This window comes from Sorangium sp. So ce185, from assembly GCF_051526825.1.
GTDB classification, from domain to species: domain Bacteria; phylum Myxococcota_A; class Polyangia; order Polyangiales; family Polyangiaceae; genus Sorangium; species Sorangium cellulosum_D.
Genome location: NZ_CP150316.1, coordinates 1,653,327 through 1,671,467 on the forward strand (window position 1 = coordinate 1,653,327; position 18,141 = coordinate 1,671,467).

Here is an 18,141-nt window from a genome sequence, read left to right on the forward strand (position 1 = left end):
GAAGACGCCATGGCCAAGGAGAAATTCACTCGTACGAAGCCGCACGTGAACGTGGGCACCATCGGTCACATCGACCACGGCAAGACCACGCTCACGGCCGCGCTCGTCAAGGTGCAGTCGAAGCGCCAGCTGGCGAAGGCGATCTCGTACGCCGACATCGCGAAGGGCGGGACGGTCCGTGACGAGACCAAGACGGTGACCATCGCGGCCGCGCACGTCGAGTACGAGTCCGAGAAGCGCCACTACGCGCACGTCGACTGCCCCGGGCACGCCGACTACATCAAGAACATGATCACGGGCGCGGCGCAGATGGACGGGGCGATCCTCGTCGTGTCGTCGCTCGACAGCGTGATGCCGCAGACGCGCGAGCACGTGCTGCTCGCCCGGCAGGTCGGCCTGAACCACATCGTCGTGTTCCTGAACAAGTGCGACGCCGTGGACGACCCGGAGATGCTGGACCTGGTCGAGATGGAGGTCCGCGAGCTCCTGTCGAAGTACAAGTTCGACGGCGACAACGCGCCGGTCGTCCGGGGCGCGTCGCTGCCGGCGCTGCAGGGCGACCCGAAGTGGGAGGAGACGATCCAGCAGCTGCTCAACGCGCTCGACAGCTACATCCCCGAGCCGGTGCGCGACATCGACAAGCCGTTCCTGATGGCGATCGAGGACGTGTTCTCGATCAAGGGCCGCGGCACGGTGGCCACGGGCCGCATCGAGCGCGGCGTGATCAAGGTCGGCGACGAGGTGCAGATCATCGGCTTCAAGGACACGAAGAAGTCGGTCGTGACCGGCGTCGAGATGTTCCGGAAGCTGCTCGATCAGGGGCAGGCGGGCGACAACGTCGGGTGTCTGCTCCGCGGCGTGGAGAAGGAAGAGATCGAGCGCGGCCAGGTGCTCGCGAAGCCCGGGTCGATCACGCCGCACACGAAGTTCACCGGTGAGGTGTACGTCCTCAAGAAGGAGGAGGGCGGGCGCCACACGCCGTTCTTCACCAACTACCGGCCGCAGTTCTACATCCGGACGACGGACGTGACCGGCACGGTGAACCTCCCCGAGGGGGTGAAGATGGTGATGCCGGGCGACAACATCACGATGACGATCGAGCTCATCGCCCCGGTCGCGCTGGAGGAGCAGATGCGCTTCGCCATCCGCGAGGGCGGCAAGACGGTGGGCGCCGGCGTCGTCACGAAGATCCTCGCGTAGGAAGAGCACCATGGCTGATACAACGAAGATCCGGATTCGCCTCAAAGCGTTCGACCACCAGCTGCTCGACAAGTCGACGAGCGATATCGTCGAGACGGCGAAGCGGACCGGCGCGCACGTCGCGGGACCCATCCCGCTGCCCACCGAGATCCGCCGCTACACGGTGCTCCGGGGGCCCCACGTCGACAAGAAGTCGCGCGAGCAGTTCGAGATCCGGACGCACAAGCGGCTTCTCGACATCATCGAGCCGACTCAACAGACCCTCGACGCGCTGATGAAGCTCGACCTTTCGGCCGGCGTCGACGTCGAGATCAAGAGCTAGGAGTCCAGGTACCATGAAGGTTACCGTCTACAACCTCAAGCGGGAGCAGGTCGGCGAGCTCGACCTCTCGGACGAGGTCTTCGGGACCGAGGTGAAGGAGCACCTCTTCTACGAGGTCGTGAAGGCGCAGCTCGCCTCTCGCCGCTCGGGCACCAAGGCCACCAAGGAGCGGAGCGCGGTCGCCGGCTCCACGAAGAAGCTCTACCGCCAGAAGGGCACCGGCCGCGCTCGCCAGGGCTCGATCCGCGCGCCGCACCACGCGGGCGGCGGCATGGCGCACGCCCTGGAGCCGAAGGACTGGTCGTACCGTCCGCCCCGCAAGGTGCGCATCGGCGCCCTGAAGAGCGCGCTCTCCCTCTTCGCGAAGGAGGGCCGGCTCATCGTGCTCGACAGCCTGGAGGTCCCCGAGGTCAAGACCAAGGCGATCGCGGCCACGCTCACGACGCTGCAGGCGGACAAGAAGTCGCTGGTCGTCGACACGGCCGGGAACGAGAAGCTGGTGAAGAGCCTCCGCAACCTGGAGAACCACCAGTATCTGCCGCCGGAGGGGGTCAACGTCTACGACCTCCTCAGGCACGACCACCTCATCGTCTCGAGGGACGCCGCCAAGGCGCTCGAGGCGCGTTGCCTTCGCTAGTCAGGGGAGTCCGCCATGCAGCCCGAGCAGATCATCCGCCGGCCCATCATCCTCACGGAGAAGTCGAGCCGGCTCCGCGACCAAGGCAACAAGGTCATCTTTGAGGTCCGCCGCGAGGCGAACAAGATCCAGATCAAGGACGCCATCCAGACGCTCTTCAAGGTGGGCGTGGTGGACGTCAACACCATGATCATGCGCGGCAAGGAAAAGCGCATGGGGCGCGGCTATGCGAAGCTGCGCAATTGGAAGAAGGCGATCGTCACCCTCAAAGAGGGCGACGAGATCCAGTTCTTCGACGAGAAGGCGGAATAGCCATGGGAATCAGATCCTTCAAGCCGACCTCGCCGGCGCGGCGCTACTACTCGGTCAGCGACTTCAAGGACATCACGAAGGTCGAGCCCGAGCGGTCGTTGCTCGAGCAGCAGACGTCCACCGGCGGTCGGAACAACAACGGCCGCATCACGTCGCGGTTCCGCGGCGGCGGTCACAAGCAGCGCTACCGGATCATCGATTTCCGGCGCGACAAGATCGGCGTCCCGGCGAAGGTCGCCGCCATCGAGTACGACCCGAACCGGACGGCGCGCATCGCGCTCCTGCACTACGTGGACGGCGAGAAGCGCTACATCCTGGCGCCCGACGGCCTCGCGGTCGGGGCGACGCTGCTCGCGAGCCGGAACGCGGACATCAAGCCGGGCAACAGCCTGACGCTCCGCTTCATCCCGCCCGGCACCTCCATCCACAACGTGGAGGTCAAGAAGGGCAAGGGCGGCCAGCTCGTCCGCTCGGCCGGCGTCGCCGCGCAGCTCATGGCGAAGGACGGCGATTACGCGCAGGTCCGCCTCCCGAGCGGCGAGATCCGCAAGGTGCACCTCGACTGCCGCGCCACGATCGGGCAGGTGTCGAACGCCGAGCACGCGAACATCAGCCTCGGCAAGGCGGGGCGATCCCGCTGGCTCGGTCGCCGGCCGCACAACCGCGGCGTGACGATGAACCCCGTCGATCATCCGATGGGCGGCGGTGAGGGCCGGACGAGCGGCGGGCGCCACCCGTGCTCGCCGTGGGGTCAGCTCGCCAAGGGCCTCAAGACGCGGAACAACAAGCGCACCGACACGATGATCGTCCGTCGGCGCGGGACCAAGGGTTAGTCATGCCGAGGAGCATCAAGAAGGGGCCCTTCATCGACGGTCACCTGCTGGAGAAGATCCAGGCGGCCCAGGCGACCAACGCCAAGAAGGTGATCAAGACGTGGTCGCGCCGCTCGACGATCCTGCCCGAGTCGGTCGGCCTGACCTTCGCCGTGCACAACGGGAGGAAGTTCGTCCCCGTGTTCGTGACGGAGAACATGGTCGGCCACAAGCTGGGCGAGTTCGCGCCGACGCGCACGTTCCACGGCCACTCCGGGGACAAGAAGGCCAAGGTCGCCAAGGGCGGTGGCGGTCGCTGATCGCTCGGCGGTAACGAGAGCGATCGACGGCAGGCGGGCGGGGTCGCGGCAGCGATCCCGCCCGTTCGTTTTGCAGCCGAGCTCGGGCGGGCGGAGCTAGAACGTGCCGCGCACGCCGGCGAAGCCGGGCCCGACGAGCAGCTGCGTCGAGGCGGTGTTGCGCTGCGGCTCGCCGGCGCTGCCGCCCGTGAAGCTCAGGACCAGCAGCGTGGTGCCCGCGACGAGCCCGATCGCGCCGACCACGACCCCGACGTTCGCGACCGTCTGCTGGGCCTTGCCCGCGTCGACGTCGTCCTTCCGCTCGGCGGGGCAGGGGCCCCGGCAGCTCTCGGCGAGATCGCTGTAGGTGCTGTTCGCCATTAAGCCGGCGACCGTGAACACCGCGAGCCCCGCCACGCCCACGCCGCCGGCGGCATAGGCGTAAGGGCGCAGGTACGCCCGCGCCGAGGGCACCTCCTCGGGCAAGCTCGGCCCCTCGTCGAGGAGCGCCGGACCGCGGTCCGCAGCGCCGGCCTGGCCGGGCTCCTCCGGGTCGAGCTTGACGGTCTTCGCTTCACCCGCCGAGAGATCCAGGGTCTGCGGGATCGAGGTGGTCCTCGTGCGCAGGACGACCTCGGTCTTGCCGGGCTTGACCGGGAACGGCTTGCCCCACCGCTCGCGCGGGACGTCCTTGCCGGCGATCGAGACGGCGATCGCGGCGTCCGGGCGCGCCACCGAGACCGTCACGAGCGCGATCTTGCGCGCGAGCTCGTCGCGCTCGAGCTGCGCCGTCTGCTCTGTCTGGGCGTAGCGCGCCTCGGTCGCCGCGCGGGCCGCGGCCTCCGCCGCGACCTGGTCGAACTCGAGGTACGCCTCGGTGTGCTCGCCGAGTTCCGCGAGGCAGCGCGCGATGTAGAGGCGTGAGTTCGGGCTCGCCACCGCGGCGTACGAGGCCCGGAACTGCTCCAGCGCGAGCGCGTAGCGCTTGCTCTCGTAGAGGGCCGCGCCCTTCTTGAACAGGCTCTGCGCCTTCTCCACCGCGTCCGGCGACGGCGTGGCCGCAGGGGCGTCCGCGCCCGCTGCGGGCGCGGGGAGCGTGCACAGGCAGAGGCAAGAGGCCGCACCGAAGAGCAGCGCACGGAGCCAGGGTCGAGGTCGCACGGTGGTCAGATACCCGAGGGGTTGTACTTCTTTTTGGTGGTCGATTTGGCCGTCGATGCCGGCTTGGGCGCAGGCTTCGTCGAGGTGGACGTCGGCCGAGGCCGCGCGGTCGACGTGGGGCGCGCGGTCGACGTGGGGCGCGCGGCCTGCGTCGCCGCGGGCGCCGGCGTCGGCGCCGGGGGCGCCTTGGCCGCCGGTGCCGGCGCCTCGTCCGGAGGTGCGGCGGCAGGCGCCGGCGGCTCGTCAGGAGGCGCGGCTGCAGGGGCCGGCGCCTCCTCGGGAGGCGCCGGCGCTGCCTGCGGAGGCTCCGCGGTCGCGGGCGGCGCGGCCGGCACGGCCTCCGCCGCGCTCGTGGTCGCGCCCGCGGGCGCGGCGGACGCCGTGGTCTCGGGCGCGGGCAGCGCGTCGACGCGCGCCTTGCCGCTCTCCGAGGTCGCGCGCTCGTCGCCGCCGCGCACGACCAGCGCCACGGCGCCGATCGCCACGCAGAACAGCGCCGCGCCGGCGACGATGAGCTGGAGCCGCTTGCGTCGCTGCCCGGTCTCGAACGACCGGTCGACGGCCGTGACCTCGCCGACGTCGTTGGCCAGGCTGCGGGAGCCGCCCCTCGTGAAGCGCGCGCCGAGCGCCGCCGCCCTGGAGGCGGGCGGGTCCGCCGCCGCGAGCACCTTCGTGGCGGGCATGCCGGCCGCCGGGAGGACCCGCGGCACGGACGAGCCGAGCGGCTTGCCGTCGCGCGAGGAGGGCCGCGGGCTCGACGGCTCGGCCGGCTCGGCGGGCGAGATGTCGGCCTGCAGCGCGGGCGCGATGATGAGCCGCGGCGGGGCCTCGGCGGGCTTCGCCGGCGCGGCGATCTCCTCGAACGAGATCGGCTCCAGGCTGACGGGGCTCTCCTCTTCCTGCGCTGCAGCCGGGGGCGCCGCCGCGGCGCTCGAGGCCGCGTCGGCGCCGGCCGGCGCCGACGTCGCGAGGGCCGCCGCGCCGGCGGCGGCCGCGCCCTCGCGCGCGCCGGGGCCCGGGTCGGGCGGCGCGGCGTGGAGATCCGGCGATGCGTTGGAGCGCGGCTCCGAGTTCAGGGCCGCGCCGGCGTCGACGGCGGCGATCGCGTCGCGGAGCTCCTGCGCGCGCTTCGACTGGATCTCGCCGATCGCCTGCCGCACGAAGGCCGCGACGTCCTCGTCGGTCGTGGGCTCGCCGAGCGTCGACGCCACCTGATCGATCGCCCGCTGCATCTCGGCGCACGTCGAGAAGCGGTTCTCGCGATCCTTCTCGAGCGCCTTGAGGATGATCCGCTCGAGCTCGGGGTGGATCGCGCCGTTCAGCTCGCGCGGGGGGAGCGGGTTCTTGATCGTGATGTTCTCGACGGTCGAGAGCTCGGTCTCGGCGCGGAACGGGTGCAGGCCCGTCGTGAGCACGTACAGCAGCGCGCCGAGCGAGAAGATGTCGCTCCGGCGATCGATGGGGAGCCCGCCGAGCTGCTCGGGCGACAGGTACGGCGTCTTCCCCTTGATGATGCCGCCGGCGCGCGTGACGTGCAGGCGCCCCTTCGACTTCGCCACGCCGAAGTCGACGATCTTCACGAAGCCGGCGGTCGAGATGAGCACGTTCGCCGGCGAGATGTCGCGGTGGACCAGGTCGAGCAGCGCGCCGCTGTCGTCGCGGAGCTCGTGCGCGTTGTGGAGGCCCGCGCAGATCTGGGAGGCGATGCGGAGCACGATGCGCTGCGGGATGCCGCCGAGCCGCTTGGCGGCCTTCTGCAGCGTGCCGGCCGTCTCGCCGTCGACCCACTCCATGACGATGTAGAGGACGTCGTCCTCCTCGCCGAGGTCGAGGATCTCGACCACGTTGGGGTGCCGGATGCGCGCCGCGACCCGCGCCTCGTCGAGGAACATCGACTCGAAGTCGGGGTCGTCGGAGACGTCGGGCAGCATCGTCTTGATCGCGACGATCTTCCGGAAGCCGCGGGTGCCCTGCAGGCGCGCGGCCCAGACGGCCGCCATGCCTCCCTTGGCGACCGGCATGAGGATCTCGTACCGGCCGAGGGTGCTCCCCGGCCCGAGGCGGTCGACCGCCGACGCGGCGCGACCCCACAGCTTCGTCGGGCCCTGGGCTCCCGTCGGCGTGTGGAGCGTCCTGCCGGAGGTCGGCGCCGGCTCGCCGACGATCGCGATCTCCTGCGCCGCTGCCGCGCCGCCGCCTGGCGGGGCGAACACCGGCGCGGGCGGGGCCTTCAGCGCGGCAGGGCTGGCCGGCGAGGTGGACGACGCCGGCCCAGGAGCGGGCGGCGCCTGGAGAGGCGCAGGCGCCGCGGCGGGCGCGGGGGTCGCCGGCGCGGCGGCCGCCACGGCGGGCGCTGCGGCTGGCGCGGGCGCGGCGGGGGACCGCGGCATGATCGGCGCCACGGGCACGGCGGGCACCACCGGCGCGCGCGGCGTGGCCGGCGCCGGCGATGCCGCGGGCGCGCCGGCGGCGCGCGGCGCCGGCGGCACGGCGGGCACCACCGGGACGCGCGGCGCGGCAGGAGCCGGCGGCGCCGCGGGCGGCACGGGCACGCGCGGCGTCACCGGGCTCGCCGCGGTCGCAGGCCCGGCGGCCGCGGGCGCCGCAGCGCCGGAAGCCGCGGGCGCCGCAGGCGGCGACGGCACCCCTCGCGGGGCCGGCGGGCGCGGCGGCCTCGCGAGCGGCGCGGCCGGAACGGGCGTCGGCCGCTTCGGCACCGTGCCCTCGGCCGGCGTCGGCGTCATCCGCGCCGCAACGAGGCCGTCGCCCGGATCGCCGGGCCGCGGCACGCCCGGCCGCGCAGGCGGCTGCTCCTTCCGCGCGGCCGTCGGCGCGGGGACCTCGGGCCTCGCCACGGCGGCGTCGCGGCTCTCCGTCCTCTCGCTCGACAGCTCGATCCGCGGCAGCGTCGCCGCGGGGGGCCGCGGCGCGGGCAAGCCGCGGCCGGCGACGTCGTCCGGCGAGCCCCAGTCGACGTCCACGTCCACGTCGGCGTGCGCCGCCGGCCCGGCGCCGTTCGACGCGCCGGCCCCTGCCTTGGCCGCGAGGCCGTTCTTCAGCGCCGCGGCCTCCTTCGGCGCGGTCGCGCCGCCCGACGGGCGGAGCTGGCTCGCGGCGACCGCGGCGCCCGCGACCGCCGGCGGGCCTGGCGTCCCACGCGGGCGCGGAGACGGCGCGGTGATCGCGTGACGCGGGCCATCGCCGCGCGGGGAGAGCGCGCTCTCGACGCCGGGGATCGCCACGCCCACCAGCGTCGCGCCGCGCGCGCGCGGCGGCGGCGGCGACAGCGGCGATCCGATCGCGCCGGCGGCGCCGGCCATCGCCGCCGCGATCATCGTCCTGCGCGGCTCGATCGTCTTGCCGGCCAGCCGGCTCACCGTCGCGGCGACGTCCTCCGCCGCGGCGATCCGCCCCGCGCCCGCGGCCTCCAGCGCCGCGAGCATCGCCGACGCGCTCTCGAACCGGCGCGCCGGATCGCGCTCGAGCGCGGTCCGGACGACCTCGGCGACCTCGGCCGGGACGGCGCCGGCCGCGAGCGGCGGGATGGGCGCGTTCTGCACCTTCTGGATGACCGCGGACTCCAGCTTCGACGAGAACAGCCGCTGCCGCGCGAGCAGCTCCCAGAGGATCACGCCGACCGAGAAGAGATCGGCGGGCGGATCGAGCGGGGCCTCCGCGTGCGCCGCCATCGCCTTGACCCGCTCCGGCGCGGCATAGGCCAGGCGATCGGGGTTCCTCGTCCCCATGGGCGCGAGCCCGGCGATGGCCCGCGCGACGCCGAGCCCGCTCACCCGCGCGACCCCGTCGATGCCGACGGTGACGTGGGTCGGGTTCAGCTCGCCATGCACGAGCGGCGCCGGCTCGGTCGCGTGCGCGGACGCGAGCGCGCGCAGCACGTCGACCCCGATCCGGAGCGCGACCGGGAGCGGCAGCCCCTCGGCGCCGGCCGCCGAGACGAGCGCGCCGAGCGGCTCGCCCTCCACGTACTCCGAGACGATGAAGACCTCGCCGTCGGCGACGCGCGCGTCGACCACCGAGAGCACGTTGGGGAAGCGGACCTGCTGCGCCATCCCGGCCTCGCGGAGGATGCCGTCCGCGGTCTCGGGCTTCTTCGTGAGGTGCCGGTAGATGCGCAGGATCGTGACCGGCGAGGCGCTCGTCGCCTCACCGTCATCGGACGCCGCCCGCGCGAGCCACGTGGACCCGATCCCGCCGCCGGAGAGCTCTTTCAGCAGCTCATAATTGCCGAGTCGCGAAGCAGAGCCCGCACCGGGCGGCCTGTCGAGCGCCATGGGACTTGCATGCTATCAGGACGTCAGAAGCTGGATCCAGCGTTCATGGCCGAGGACTTGGCGAGCTTGGCCGTGTCCGGAGCTCCCTGTCAGGCGAACCTAGAGCGCGGTCCGCGCGGGCGCCTGGCGCCGCTGGCCAGCGCCGCGCGCGCCGCGAAAAGCGTTCAAATCGGCGCGTTCTCGACGGCGCGCCGCCGCCGCGCTCGCGGCTTGACATGACCGCGACGAGCGCTAAGCCGCGCGACGCGATCGCTCTTGCTGCGAGCGTGGCGGCGGCGCGCCTGCGCTCGCGGCGAGGGGTGCGGCACCTCCGCGCGCACACAAGTGCTCGGGTGTGGGGGGCCCGGCGCGGGCCGTCCCGGTCGGCGCCGCGCGAGGCGGAGCGCGGCGCGCCGGCGATCGGCCGGCGAGGCGCGCGCGCTCCACGCGGCAGAGAGCCCGCCCGGGATCGCGGGGCCGCGGGCGAGCGAGGCCGGCGGCCCGGCCAGATCAGGGGCGCGGCGCGCCGATCGCGACGGGGTGAACGGTCAGCGTCACGAACCGCGTGCGGCGCTCGTGGCTCGAGAACGCGCTCGCGGCGACGGGGATCCCGCGCCGCAGCGCCACGGCCACGTGCGGGCCCGGATCGACCCGGATCGCGCGCGAGGGCTGCGCCACCTCGCCGTCGAGCAGCAGCGTCACGCCCTCGGTCGCGCCGGCGAGGTTCAGCACGATGCGGGGCATCCGCCCCTCGAGGTCCTGGAGGCGCGCGTCGATCTCGGCGAGCACCGCGGGCGCCGCGGCCCGCGCGGTGGCGCGCGCGTCCTGGTACGTCCGCTCGGCCGTCCGCAGCCGGCCGAGCCGCTCGTGGCAGAGGCCGATGTGGAACGCCACGTTCGCCGTGGGCCGGTGGCGGGCGATCACCTCGAACCGAGCGAGCGCGTCGGCCCAGCGTCCGGCGCCCTCGAGCGTCAGCCCCTGCGCGAACTGGAGCCGCAGCGCGCGCGTCGCGCCGTCGTCCTGGGCGTGGACCCAGGGCGCCGAGAGCAGCGCCCAGGCAGCGAGCCCGAGCGCGGCGGCGCGCCGGCGGGGGCGCGCGCGCAGAGCGGGGATCCGTGCGGCGCCGCTCATCAGAACCCGGGGCTCGTGATGCGGGATCTCGAGGCGCCGCGCGGCGCCTGCGAGCGCGGGGGCTTGTCCTCGGGCGCCGCCGTGATCTCGGGGCCGCCCGGGTCCGCCGAGGCGAGCTCGGGCGAGCCCATCGCGCCGCCGCGGCCCGCCGCCTTGCCGGCGGGCGCGCCCGGCGCGTGCGGCGCGTCGACCCCCGCCGCCCCGGGCGCGCCCGCGCCGCGCCGCCACGCGCCGCTCTCGGCGAAGGCCGCGGCCAGCACGGGGCGGAGGCTCTCGCGCGCCGCGCTCCCGGCCTCCTCGTCCGTCGGCGCGCGCAGCGCGGCCGAGCTGAGCGCCGCCGCCGCGAGCACCGCCGCGCCCGCGACCCGGAGCGCCGTGATCGCCCGCGCGCGCCGCGGCGCGTCCGGCGGCGCGGCGCGCGGCGCGCTCCCGAGCGTCGTCGCCTCGCGCCACCGGGGCGCCCGCGCGCCCGAGGTCCAGAGCCGCCCGAGGGCGCGGAGGGCGAGCCGCGGGGGCGCGGCGAGCGCGCCGCGGGGGCGCGTCGTCTCGAGCGACCGCCGGCCCACGGACGCCGGCGAGAGGATCACGATCGGCGCGGGCGCGCTCGCGCCGAGGTCGTCGAGCGCGGCCGTCAGATCGGCGCGCAGCGAGGCCGCGTCCGGGTAGCGCCGCGCCGGGTCCTTCTCGAGGCAGCGGGCGGCGATCTTCCGGAGCCGCTGCGGGACGGAGGGCGGGAGCGGCGCGGGGTCGGTCTCGAGGATGCGCCGCAGGACCGCGTGGTGGTTGCCCCCCCGGAACGGCTGCGCGCCGCTGAGCGCCTCGTACAGCATCACGCCGACCGCCCAGATGTCGGCGCGCGCGTCGATGGTGCGCTTGCCCAGGGCCTGCTCCGGGCTCATGTACGAGGGCGTCCCGAGCAGCTGCCCGTCGACGGTGATCGCGTCGCCCGCGTCCGTGAGCTGGCTGATGCCGAAGTCGACGATCTTCGGCACGATCCCCTCGCCGGGGACCATGGCCATCACGATGTTCTCGGGCTTGATGTCGCGGTGCACGACGCCCTCGGCGTGGGCGGCCGAGAGCCCGCAGCAGACCTCGATGAGGACGGGCACGACCTCCTCGGGCGGCAGCGGCCGGCTCGGGACGAGGCGATCCGCGAACGGCGAGCCCCGCAGGAGCTCCAGGGCGAGGAAGAGGTAGCCCTCGTCCGGGAGCTCCCCGGCGTCGACCACGCCGACGATGTTCCGGTGCTGGAACTTGCCGATGATCTTCGCCTCGCGGATGAACCGCGCGACGACCTGGTCGTCCCGGAGCGCCGGGGACAGCTTGAGCGCGACGTCCCGGCCGATGAGCTCGTGGCGCGCCCACCAGACGCTCGCCATCCCGCCCGAGCCGATCGGCCGAATCAGTCGGAAGCGACCTCCTGCGACGTCCCCGGCATGCAGCATGTGCCCCCTTCGCCCATCGCGCGTGAGAAGCCTTCACGCCGATCGGGCACCGAGAGCCGAAAGGCACGAGCAAGGCCACGGGCCCCTCGATCCGCCGTCGCCGTCGGACGGCGCCGCCCCGCGGACGCGCGCGTCAGGGGCGGTAGCGCTCGAGGATCTCGTTCGAGAGCTTCACGCCGAGCTCGCGGTAGCCGCGGAAGGTCAGGTGGACGCCGTCGCGCGACGCGCGCGGCGGGCGCTCGCGGTACCAGGTCTCGATCGAGCCCCGCCCGCCCATCGCCTCGTAGGTGTCCCAGAACGCGCAGCCGCCCTCCCGAGCGGCGTCGCGCAGCACGTCCCGGACGACGGGCGTGCGCTCGGGCGTGTCCCTCCGGTCCGTGGGCGCGAGGACGAGGCAGTCGGCGTCCGGCTCGACCCTGCGCGTGCGCGCGAGCAGCTCGGCGAGCTGCTTTGCGTAGAGGGACGGATCCGTGGTGACGTCGCCCGCCTCGTTCGTGCCGTACTCCAGCACCACGAGCTCCGGCGAGCGCCGCCCGAGCTCCGCGGCCCAGGCGAGCTCGTTCCACCGCAGCGGCGTCGCCAGGCGGGCGCCGTTGATGCCGAGCGTGTCGAGCACCACCCCGGGCTTCACCTCCGGATCGGCCTCGACGACGAGCCCGCACAGCTCGGGCGCGCCCGACGGCACGACGCCGAGCTTCGTCGCGCCGACGCTCGCGAGCTTCGCGTGCTGCAGCGCCCCGGGGTCGTCGCCCGCGGCGCCGCGGAGGATCTCGCTCGGGCCGCCCTCGATCGTCACCGCGAGCTCGTCGGTCGGCGCGCTGGACCGGAAGCACACGTCCCAGAGCAGCCGCGTGGACGGCCCGGCCCCGGTCACCGTGATCTCCGCCCGCGCCGGGCCCTGATGCGCGCTGAAGAGGATCCCCCCGAGCCCGAAGACGCCGTCGTCGACCGGCGTGGAGCCGCCCGGCGCCTTCGGGCGGGTCCGCCACTTGCCGTCGGCCGTGAGCCGCGCGCCGTCGTGGCGGTAGGCGGCGTAGCCGAGGTGCACGAAGCCGACGCCGCCGTCGCCGAAGCGCCGCTGGAGCGCCGTGCGGACCGCGCCGCTCCAGAAGTCCGCCGCGGCGTGCGAGTCGCCGAGCCAGGCGACGCGCACGTGGTCCTTGCGGCGCCCCTGCTCGAGGGCGCGGAGCGCCGCGAAGAAGTGGGCGTAGGGCCCGTCCTCCGGGCGCAGGAGCTCCAGCTCCGGCGGGCGCGCCAGCGGGGCGTCGCCGACGCGCGGCGCGGCGGGCGCGGGCGCGGCGGCCTCCGCCGGGCGGGGCGGGGGCGCGGCGGGCGCGGGCGGCGCGGCCCCCACCTCGGGCGACGGCGGCGCGACGTGCTCGCGCGTCGAGCTGCAGCCGAGCGCCAGCGCCGCGGCCGCGAGCAGCGCCGCGGCGAGGCGGCGCGGCGGCGCGGCGCGGAGGCGCTCCGGGACGTCCGCGCGGGCCGCGGCGCAGGCTGCGCCGCTCACGACAGCGGATCCTCGATGTCGAGCTCGGCGTCCGCGCTGGCCTCGATCTCCTGGCGCTCGCGCCGCTCGCGGACGCGCTCCTGCACGGCGCCGACGAGCACGTCGACGTACGACTCGAAGGGGGGGCAGGCGATCCCGGCGCCGCCGAGCGCGAGATCGGCGTTCCGGGCGTCGTAGCGCACCGGGGTCATCAGCTGCTCGACGAAGGCGCGCGGGCTGCGGACGAAGCGCTCGATCCCGGGCGTGCGGAGCAGCGCCTTGGCGAGGTTCGACGGGATGTGGCCGCGCGCGGCGCGGCGGCCGCTCGCCCGCGCGATGAGGTCGAAGACCCGCCGCGCCGACAGCGGGTGCGGGTCGGCGATGTGGAACGTGCGGCGCGGCGCGAGCCGGTGCAGGCCGATCGCGTGCGTCGCGCGGACCACGAAGTCGATGGGGACGATGTTGAGCGCCACGTCCCCGCGGCCGGGCATCGGGATCGCCATGTCGGCCGGCGCCGCCATGATGAGCAGCACGACGAGGTACAGCCCGTCGAGCCGGTCGATCTCCCCGGTCGCCGAGTCGCCCACCACCGTGGTCGGCCGGACCACCGCCGCCGGCACGTGGCGCATCGCCCGCCGCACGAGCACCTCCGCGCGCATCCGCGTCTCCTCCACGGGGTTGCGGAACGCCTGACCCGCCTCGAGATCATCCTCGTACACCGTACCGGTGCGATCTCCGGCCACGAACGCGGTCGACTGGTGCACGAGGCACTGGAGCGAGGTGCAGGCCCGGGCGAGCTCGAGCACCTCGGCGGTCCCGACGACATTCTGGGCGTGGGCGGTGCTCCGGTCGGCGCCGGCGTGGCCCACGTGCGCGAGGTGGTGGATCCGGTCGACCTCGCGCGCGAGCTGCCGGAACTCGGCGCCCGACAGCCCGAGATCCATCGCCGCGACGTCCCCCTCCATCAGCACGACGCGCTCGCGATCCGCCGGCGCGAGCGCGTCGCGCTCCGCGCTCGCCTGCGCCGACGACTTCGCGAGCACCACGGCATACACGAGCGCGCGCGGCTCCGCCGCGAGGACGTGCTGCAGCATCTTCCGCGCGATGAACGAGGGGAAGCCGGTGATGAGCACCACGCTGTCGTAGCCGGGGCGAGGCATCGACCAGAGCTTACCGCAGCGGTGCGCCTGCTCCGCAGCTTTCCGCTGACGCCGCCTCGGACGCGCGCGGAGCGACGGGGGCATATGGCGGCGGCGCGCGCCGGGCGCCGGCCGGGGTCGCGCGCCGCCGCGGCGCCGAGGGCTTCCCCTATCCCCGACCGCGGCCCCACGTATAATCGCCCGGTTGATGCGCCCGGGAGTCACGGTCGCGGACCGTTTCAGGATCGAGGGCCTGGCGGGATCGGGCGGGATGGGCTCGGTGTACCGGGCCACCGACCTGACCGACGACAGCCCGGTCGCGCTGAAGATCCCGCACCGCGGGGACGAGCATCAGGAGCGGCGGCTTGAGCGCGAGGCGCAGCTGCTCGCCGGGCTGCGCCATCCGGGGATCGTCCGCTACGTCGCGCACGGGGTCACCCCGGATCAGCAGCGGTACCTCGCGCTCGAGTGGCTCGACGGCGAGGATCTCGCCGCGCGCGTGGCGCGCGCGCGGCTCAGCGTGGACGGCGCGGTGACGCTGCTGGAGCGCCTCGCGGGCGCGCTCGGCGCGGCGCACGAGCGGGGCATCGTCCACCGCGACGTCACGCCCGGGAACATCTTCCTGCCGGGCGGCGCGCTGGAGGGCGCCAAGATCGTCGATTTCGGCATCGCCCGCGCCGGCGCGGGCGCGGGGGCCTCCGCGGGGCTGCCCGCGCGCGGGCACGACGGCGCCGTCCTCCGGGACGGCGAGGGCGGGCGCAACGGGGTGACGCTCGGGACGCCGGGGTACATGGCGCCCGAGCAGGCGCGCGGCGACGCGCACGTGGACGCCCGCGCGGACGTGTTCTCGCTCGGGTGCGTGATCTGGAACTGCCTCACCGGTCGGCCGCCCTTCGCCGGGGACCAGGTGATGGCGATCCTGGCCAAGGCCGCCCTCGTGGGCCCGCGCCGGCTCTCGGAGCTGCGACCCGACGTGCCCGCCGCGCTCGACGAGCTGGTCGCGTGGATGCTCGAGAAGGACCCGGACGGCCGCCCGCGGGACGGGAACGAGGTGCTCGCGAGCGCGGCGCAGCTCCGCGTCGCCCGCGAGCAGGCCAGGGATCCCGGCGAGAGCGGCACGCCGAGCACGAGGCCCCGGGCGCTGGCCGAGAGCGCCGCGGGCGAGCCGCGGCTCATCAGCGTGGTGCTCATCCACGGCGCGCTCCCGGGCGACGGCGCGGGCGCCGGGCCCGGCGCGCCGGGCGCCGCTCGGCCGCCGCCGCAGCTCCAGGAGCCCGCGCCGAGGGCCGCGACCGAGGCGGCGGTCCGGGCCGCGGTCGCGCCGTTCGGGGGGCGCGTCGACCGGCTCGCCGCCAGGTGGCTCCTCGTCACGATCCCGGGCGAGGCGGATCTGCTGGCGGAGCCGCCGCGCCCCGGGGCGCAGGCGAGGGCGCCGACGGACCAGGCGGCGCACGCGGCGCGCTGCGCGCTCGCGCTGCGCGCGCTGCTGCCCGCGGACGTCTCCATCGCGCTCGCGACGGGCCAGGACGTCGCCTCCGGTCGCTGGCCGGCGCGGCAGGTGATCGATCGCGCCGCGGCGCTGCTCGGCGCCCGCCCGCGCGCCGGGGGCGAGCGCGCGGCGGCCGGCGGGAGCGACGGGAGCGACGGCGCCCCGCCGCGCGGCGGCGTGCTGATCGACGACGTGACGGCCGGCCTGCTCGCGCTCGGCCGCGGCGAGATGGAGCGCCTCTTCCCGGAGCTCTGCGCCGGCGCGGGCCCCGCCGAGCCTCGGCCCGGGGAGCGCTCTCCCGGCGCCCCGGGGCAGCTCGCCCGCGAGGCGCTCGGGCCGGGCGCCGCGGCGGAGGCGCGCGCCGACGGCCGCGCGCCGGTGCGCGCGTTCCACCTCGAGGAGCTGATCCGGTCGGTCGCCCGCGGCGACGCCGAGGGCTCGCCCGAGACGGTGCTCGCGATGGCGCACGCCCGCCTCGACGATCTGCACCCGGCGGTGCGCCGCATCCTCCGCGCGGCGAGCGTCTTCGGCGAGGCGTTCTGGCGCGGCGGCGTGGCCGCCCTGCTCGGCGGGGCGCAGGGCGCGCAGGACCTGGACAGGTGGCTCCTCGAGCTCGCCGCGCGCGCGCTCATCGAGCGGCGGCCCGCGTGCAGGTTCCCGGGCGAGGAGGAGTACGCGTTCCGGCACGCGCGCCTTCGCGAGGCCGCCTACGCGACGCTCACCCGGGGCGACCGGCTCCTCGGCCACCGGCTCGCGGGCGCGTGGCTCGAGGAGGCAGGGGAGCGCGACGCGATCGCGCTGGCGGAGCACTTCGACCACGGCGGAGAGCACGGCCGGGCGATGCAGTGGTTCCTGCGCGGCGCCGAGCAGGCGCTCGAGCGCGGCGATCTCGCCGCGGCGATCACGCTCGCGGAGCGGGGGGCGCGGCACGGCGACCTCTGCGATCGGCTCGCGGGCGAGGAGCCGGCCGGGGACCACGGCGCCCCGGCCGGCCCGAGCGGCGCGCGCGAAGGCGACACGCTGAGCGCGCTGCGCCTGGTCCAGGCGGAGGCGCACCGCTGGCGCGGCGAGTTCGAGCAGGCCCAGCGCTGCGCGGCCCAGGCGGCGCGGCGCCTGCCCCGCGGCGCGCCGCTCTGGTTCCGCGCCGCCGACGAGCTGATGAGCGCGAGCGGCCGGAGGGGCGACTACGTGCTCACGACCTCCTGGGCGAAGGAGGTCGCCGCGTGCGGCGGCGCCGCGGCCGCGGAGGGCGCCCCCGGCGACGCGGGGGCGCCGGGGAGCGCGCCACCTGGAAGCGCGCTGGCCGGGAGCGCGCTGGCCGGGAGCGCGTCACCTGGAAGCGCGCCGCCTGGAAGCGCGCCGGCAGGCAGCGCGCCGCCCGGGGCCCGCATCGCCGCGGACATCCGATCGGCGCGCGTCATCGCCCTGTGCTCGGCGGCGCGCCAGCTCTTCCCCGCGGGGCGCTACGCCGAGGCCGACGCGCTGATCGCGCGGGTCCGCGCCCTCGCGGGGGATCTCGCGACCCTCGCGCCGCGCGCCGCGGCCGAGGTGCACCGGCTGCGCGGCGCGCGGGCGCGGCACCTCGGCGATCCCGCGGGCGACGTGGCGGGCTACGCGGCCGCCGTCGACGCGTTCGAGCGGGCCGGCGACGTCCGCGACGCGTGCAACGCGCGCGTCAGCCTCGGCTTCGCGCTCCTCGAGCTCGGCGACTTCGAGCGGGCCGGCGAGGAGCTCACCGCCGCGCTCGCGGCGGCCGAGCGCATGGGGCTGCGCACCGTCGCCACGCGCGCCCGGCAGAACCTCGGCCGCGTGCTCGCGGCGAGCGGCCGGCTCGACGACGCGCTCGCGCTCTCGCGGCAGGTCATCCTGGAGGCCCGCGCGCAGGGCAACCTGCGCTTCGAGGGCGGCTCTCGCATCTACGCCGCCCTCATCGCCCACGCGGCCGGGGACTTCGCCGCGGCCGAGTCCGACGCCCGCGACGCCGCGGAGCTCCTCCAGGTCGTGCCCCCCGCCCGCGCCGGCGCGCTCGCCGCGCTCGCGCGCGCCCTCTCCGCCCAGGGGCGCGCCGACGCCGCGCTCTCGTCGGCGCGCGAGGCCGAGGGCATCCTCGCGCGCTACGGCGGCATCGAGGAGTTCGAGTCGCTCGTCCTCGTGGCCGTCGTCGAGGCGGCGCGCGCCGCGGGCGACGCCGAGGGCGCCCGCGCCGCCGCGGCCCGGGGCCGCGACCGGCTCCTCGCCCGGGCCGCGGAGATCCCGGAGCCCGCCCTGCGCGAGAGCTTCCTGCACCGCGTCCGCGAGAACGCGATGCTGCTCTCGCTCGCGCGCATCTGCCTCGGGGAGTCCGCCGGGGTCGCCGCGGCCCGCCGCCCCTCGAGGCCCTGAGAGGCCCTGACGCGCCCCCGCGCCGCGCCGCAGCGCGCGGCGGTTTTGCAGG

Annotated in this window: 13 protein-coding genes; 7 read left to right on the plus strand and 6 right to left on the minus strand. The window is 75.7% G+C overall.

Annotation, left to right across the window (positions count from 1 at the left end; genetic code table 11):
* Positions 1–9 precede the first annotated feature (9 nt).
* From tuf to rpsS, 6 genes are read left to right on the plus strand one after another with little or no spacing between them, the layout of a single operon-like run.
* Positions 10–1,200: an elongation factor Tu gene (gene tuf / locus WMF26_RS06080; RefSeq protein ID WP_020733175.1), complete on the plus strand. Its 1,191-nt coding sequence runs from the start codon at positions 10–12 to the stop codon at positions 1,198–1,200.
* 10 nt (positions 1,201–1,210) lie between these two features.
* A complete protein-coding gene (rpsJ, locus tag WMF26_RS06085; RefSeq protein ID WP_012233476.1) occupies positions 1,211–1,522 on the plus strand; it encodes a 30S ribosomal protein S10 in 312 nt (103 codons plus the stop codon).
* Between the two features lie 13 nt (positions 1,523–1,535).
* Positions 1,536–2,159 carry a 50S ribosomal protein L4 gene (gene rplD / locus WMF26_RS06090; RefSeq protein WP_061621681.1) on the plus strand — a complete coding sequence of 208 codons (624 nt, stop codon included), beginning with the start codon at positions 1,536–1,538 and terminating at the stop codon, positions 2,157–2,159.
* 15 nt (positions 2,160–2,174) lie between these two features.
* Positions 2,175–2,471 carry a 50S ribosomal protein L23 gene (locus tag WMF26_RS06095; protein ID WP_020733177.1) on the plus strand — a complete coding sequence of 99 codons (297 nt, stop codon included), beginning with the start codon at positions 2,175–2,177 and terminating at the stop codon, positions 2,469–2,471.
* Positions 2,472–2,473: 2 nt separating this feature from the next.
* A complete protein-coding gene (gene rplB / locus WMF26_RS06100) occupies positions 2,474–3,304 on the plus strand; it encodes a 50S ribosomal protein L2 (RefSeq protein WP_129573399.1) in 831 nt (276 codons plus the stop codon).
* A 2-nt stretch (positions 3,305–3,306) separates the two neighbouring features.
* A complete protein-coding gene (gene rpsS, locus WMF26_RS06105; protein ID WP_061621683.1) occupies positions 3,307–3,603 on the plus strand; it encodes a 30S ribosomal protein S19 in 297 nt (98 codons plus the stop codon).
* 96 nt (positions 3,604–3,699) lie between these two features.
* Here rpsS and WMF26_RS06110 read toward each other — a convergent pair whose 3' ends face one another.
* The 6 genes from WMF26_RS06110 to WMF26_RS06135 form a co-directional block, all read right to left on the minus strand.
* Positions 3,700–4,620, minus strand: a complete 921-nt coding sequence (locus WMF26_RS06110) for a tetratricopeptide repeat protein (RefSeq protein WP_437999538.1) — start codon at positions 4,618–4,620, stop codon at positions 3,700–3,702.
* A 128-nt stretch (positions 4,621–4,748) separates the two neighbouring features.
* Entirely contained in the window at positions 4,749–9,035 is a 4,287-nt protein-coding gene (locus WMF26_RS06115; RefSeq protein WP_437999539.1) for a protein kinase domain-containing protein, read from the minus strand.
* Between the two features lie 489 nt (positions 9,036–9,524).
* Positions 9,525–10,145: a tetratricopeptide repeat protein gene (locus WMF26_RS06120; protein WP_437999540.1), complete on the minus strand. Its 621-nt coding sequence runs from the start codon at positions 10,143–10,145 to the stop codon at positions 9,525–9,527.
* Positions 10,145–11,590 carry a serine/threonine-protein kinase gene (locus tag WMF26_RS06125; RefSeq protein WP_437999541.1) on the minus strand — a complete coding sequence of 482 codons (1,446 nt, stop codon included), beginning with the start codon at positions 11,588–11,590 and terminating at the stop codon, positions 10,145–10,147. Before WMF26_RS06125 ends, WMF26_RS06120 begins: the two co-directional genes overlap by 1 nt.
* A 133-nt stretch (positions 11,591–11,723) precedes the next feature.
* Positions 11,724–13,100: a GDSL-type esterase/lipase family protein gene (locus WMF26_RS06130; RefSeq protein ID WP_437999542.1), complete on the minus strand. Its 1,377-nt coding sequence runs from the start codon at positions 13,098–13,100 to the stop codon at positions 11,724–11,726.
* Positions 13,097–14,239 (minus strand): SDR family oxidoreductase, encoded by a 1,143-nt coding sequence (locus WMF26_RS06135; protein ID WP_437999543.1) that lies wholly within the window; start codon positions 14,237–14,239, stop codon positions 13,097–13,099. The genes WMF26_RS06130 and WMF26_RS06135 overlap by 4 nt, the downstream gene beginning before the upstream one ends.
* A gap of 187 nt (positions 14,240–14,426) precedes the next feature.
* Between WMF26_RS06135 and WMF26_RS06140 the strand changes: the two genes are divergently transcribed.
* On the plus strand, positions 14,427–18,089 hold the full coding sequence (locus WMF26_RS06140; protein WP_437999544.1) for a protein kinase domain-containing protein: 3,663 nt from the start codon (positions 14,427–14,429) through the stop codon (positions 18,087–18,089).
* Positions 18,090–18,141 lie beyond the last annotated feature (52 nt).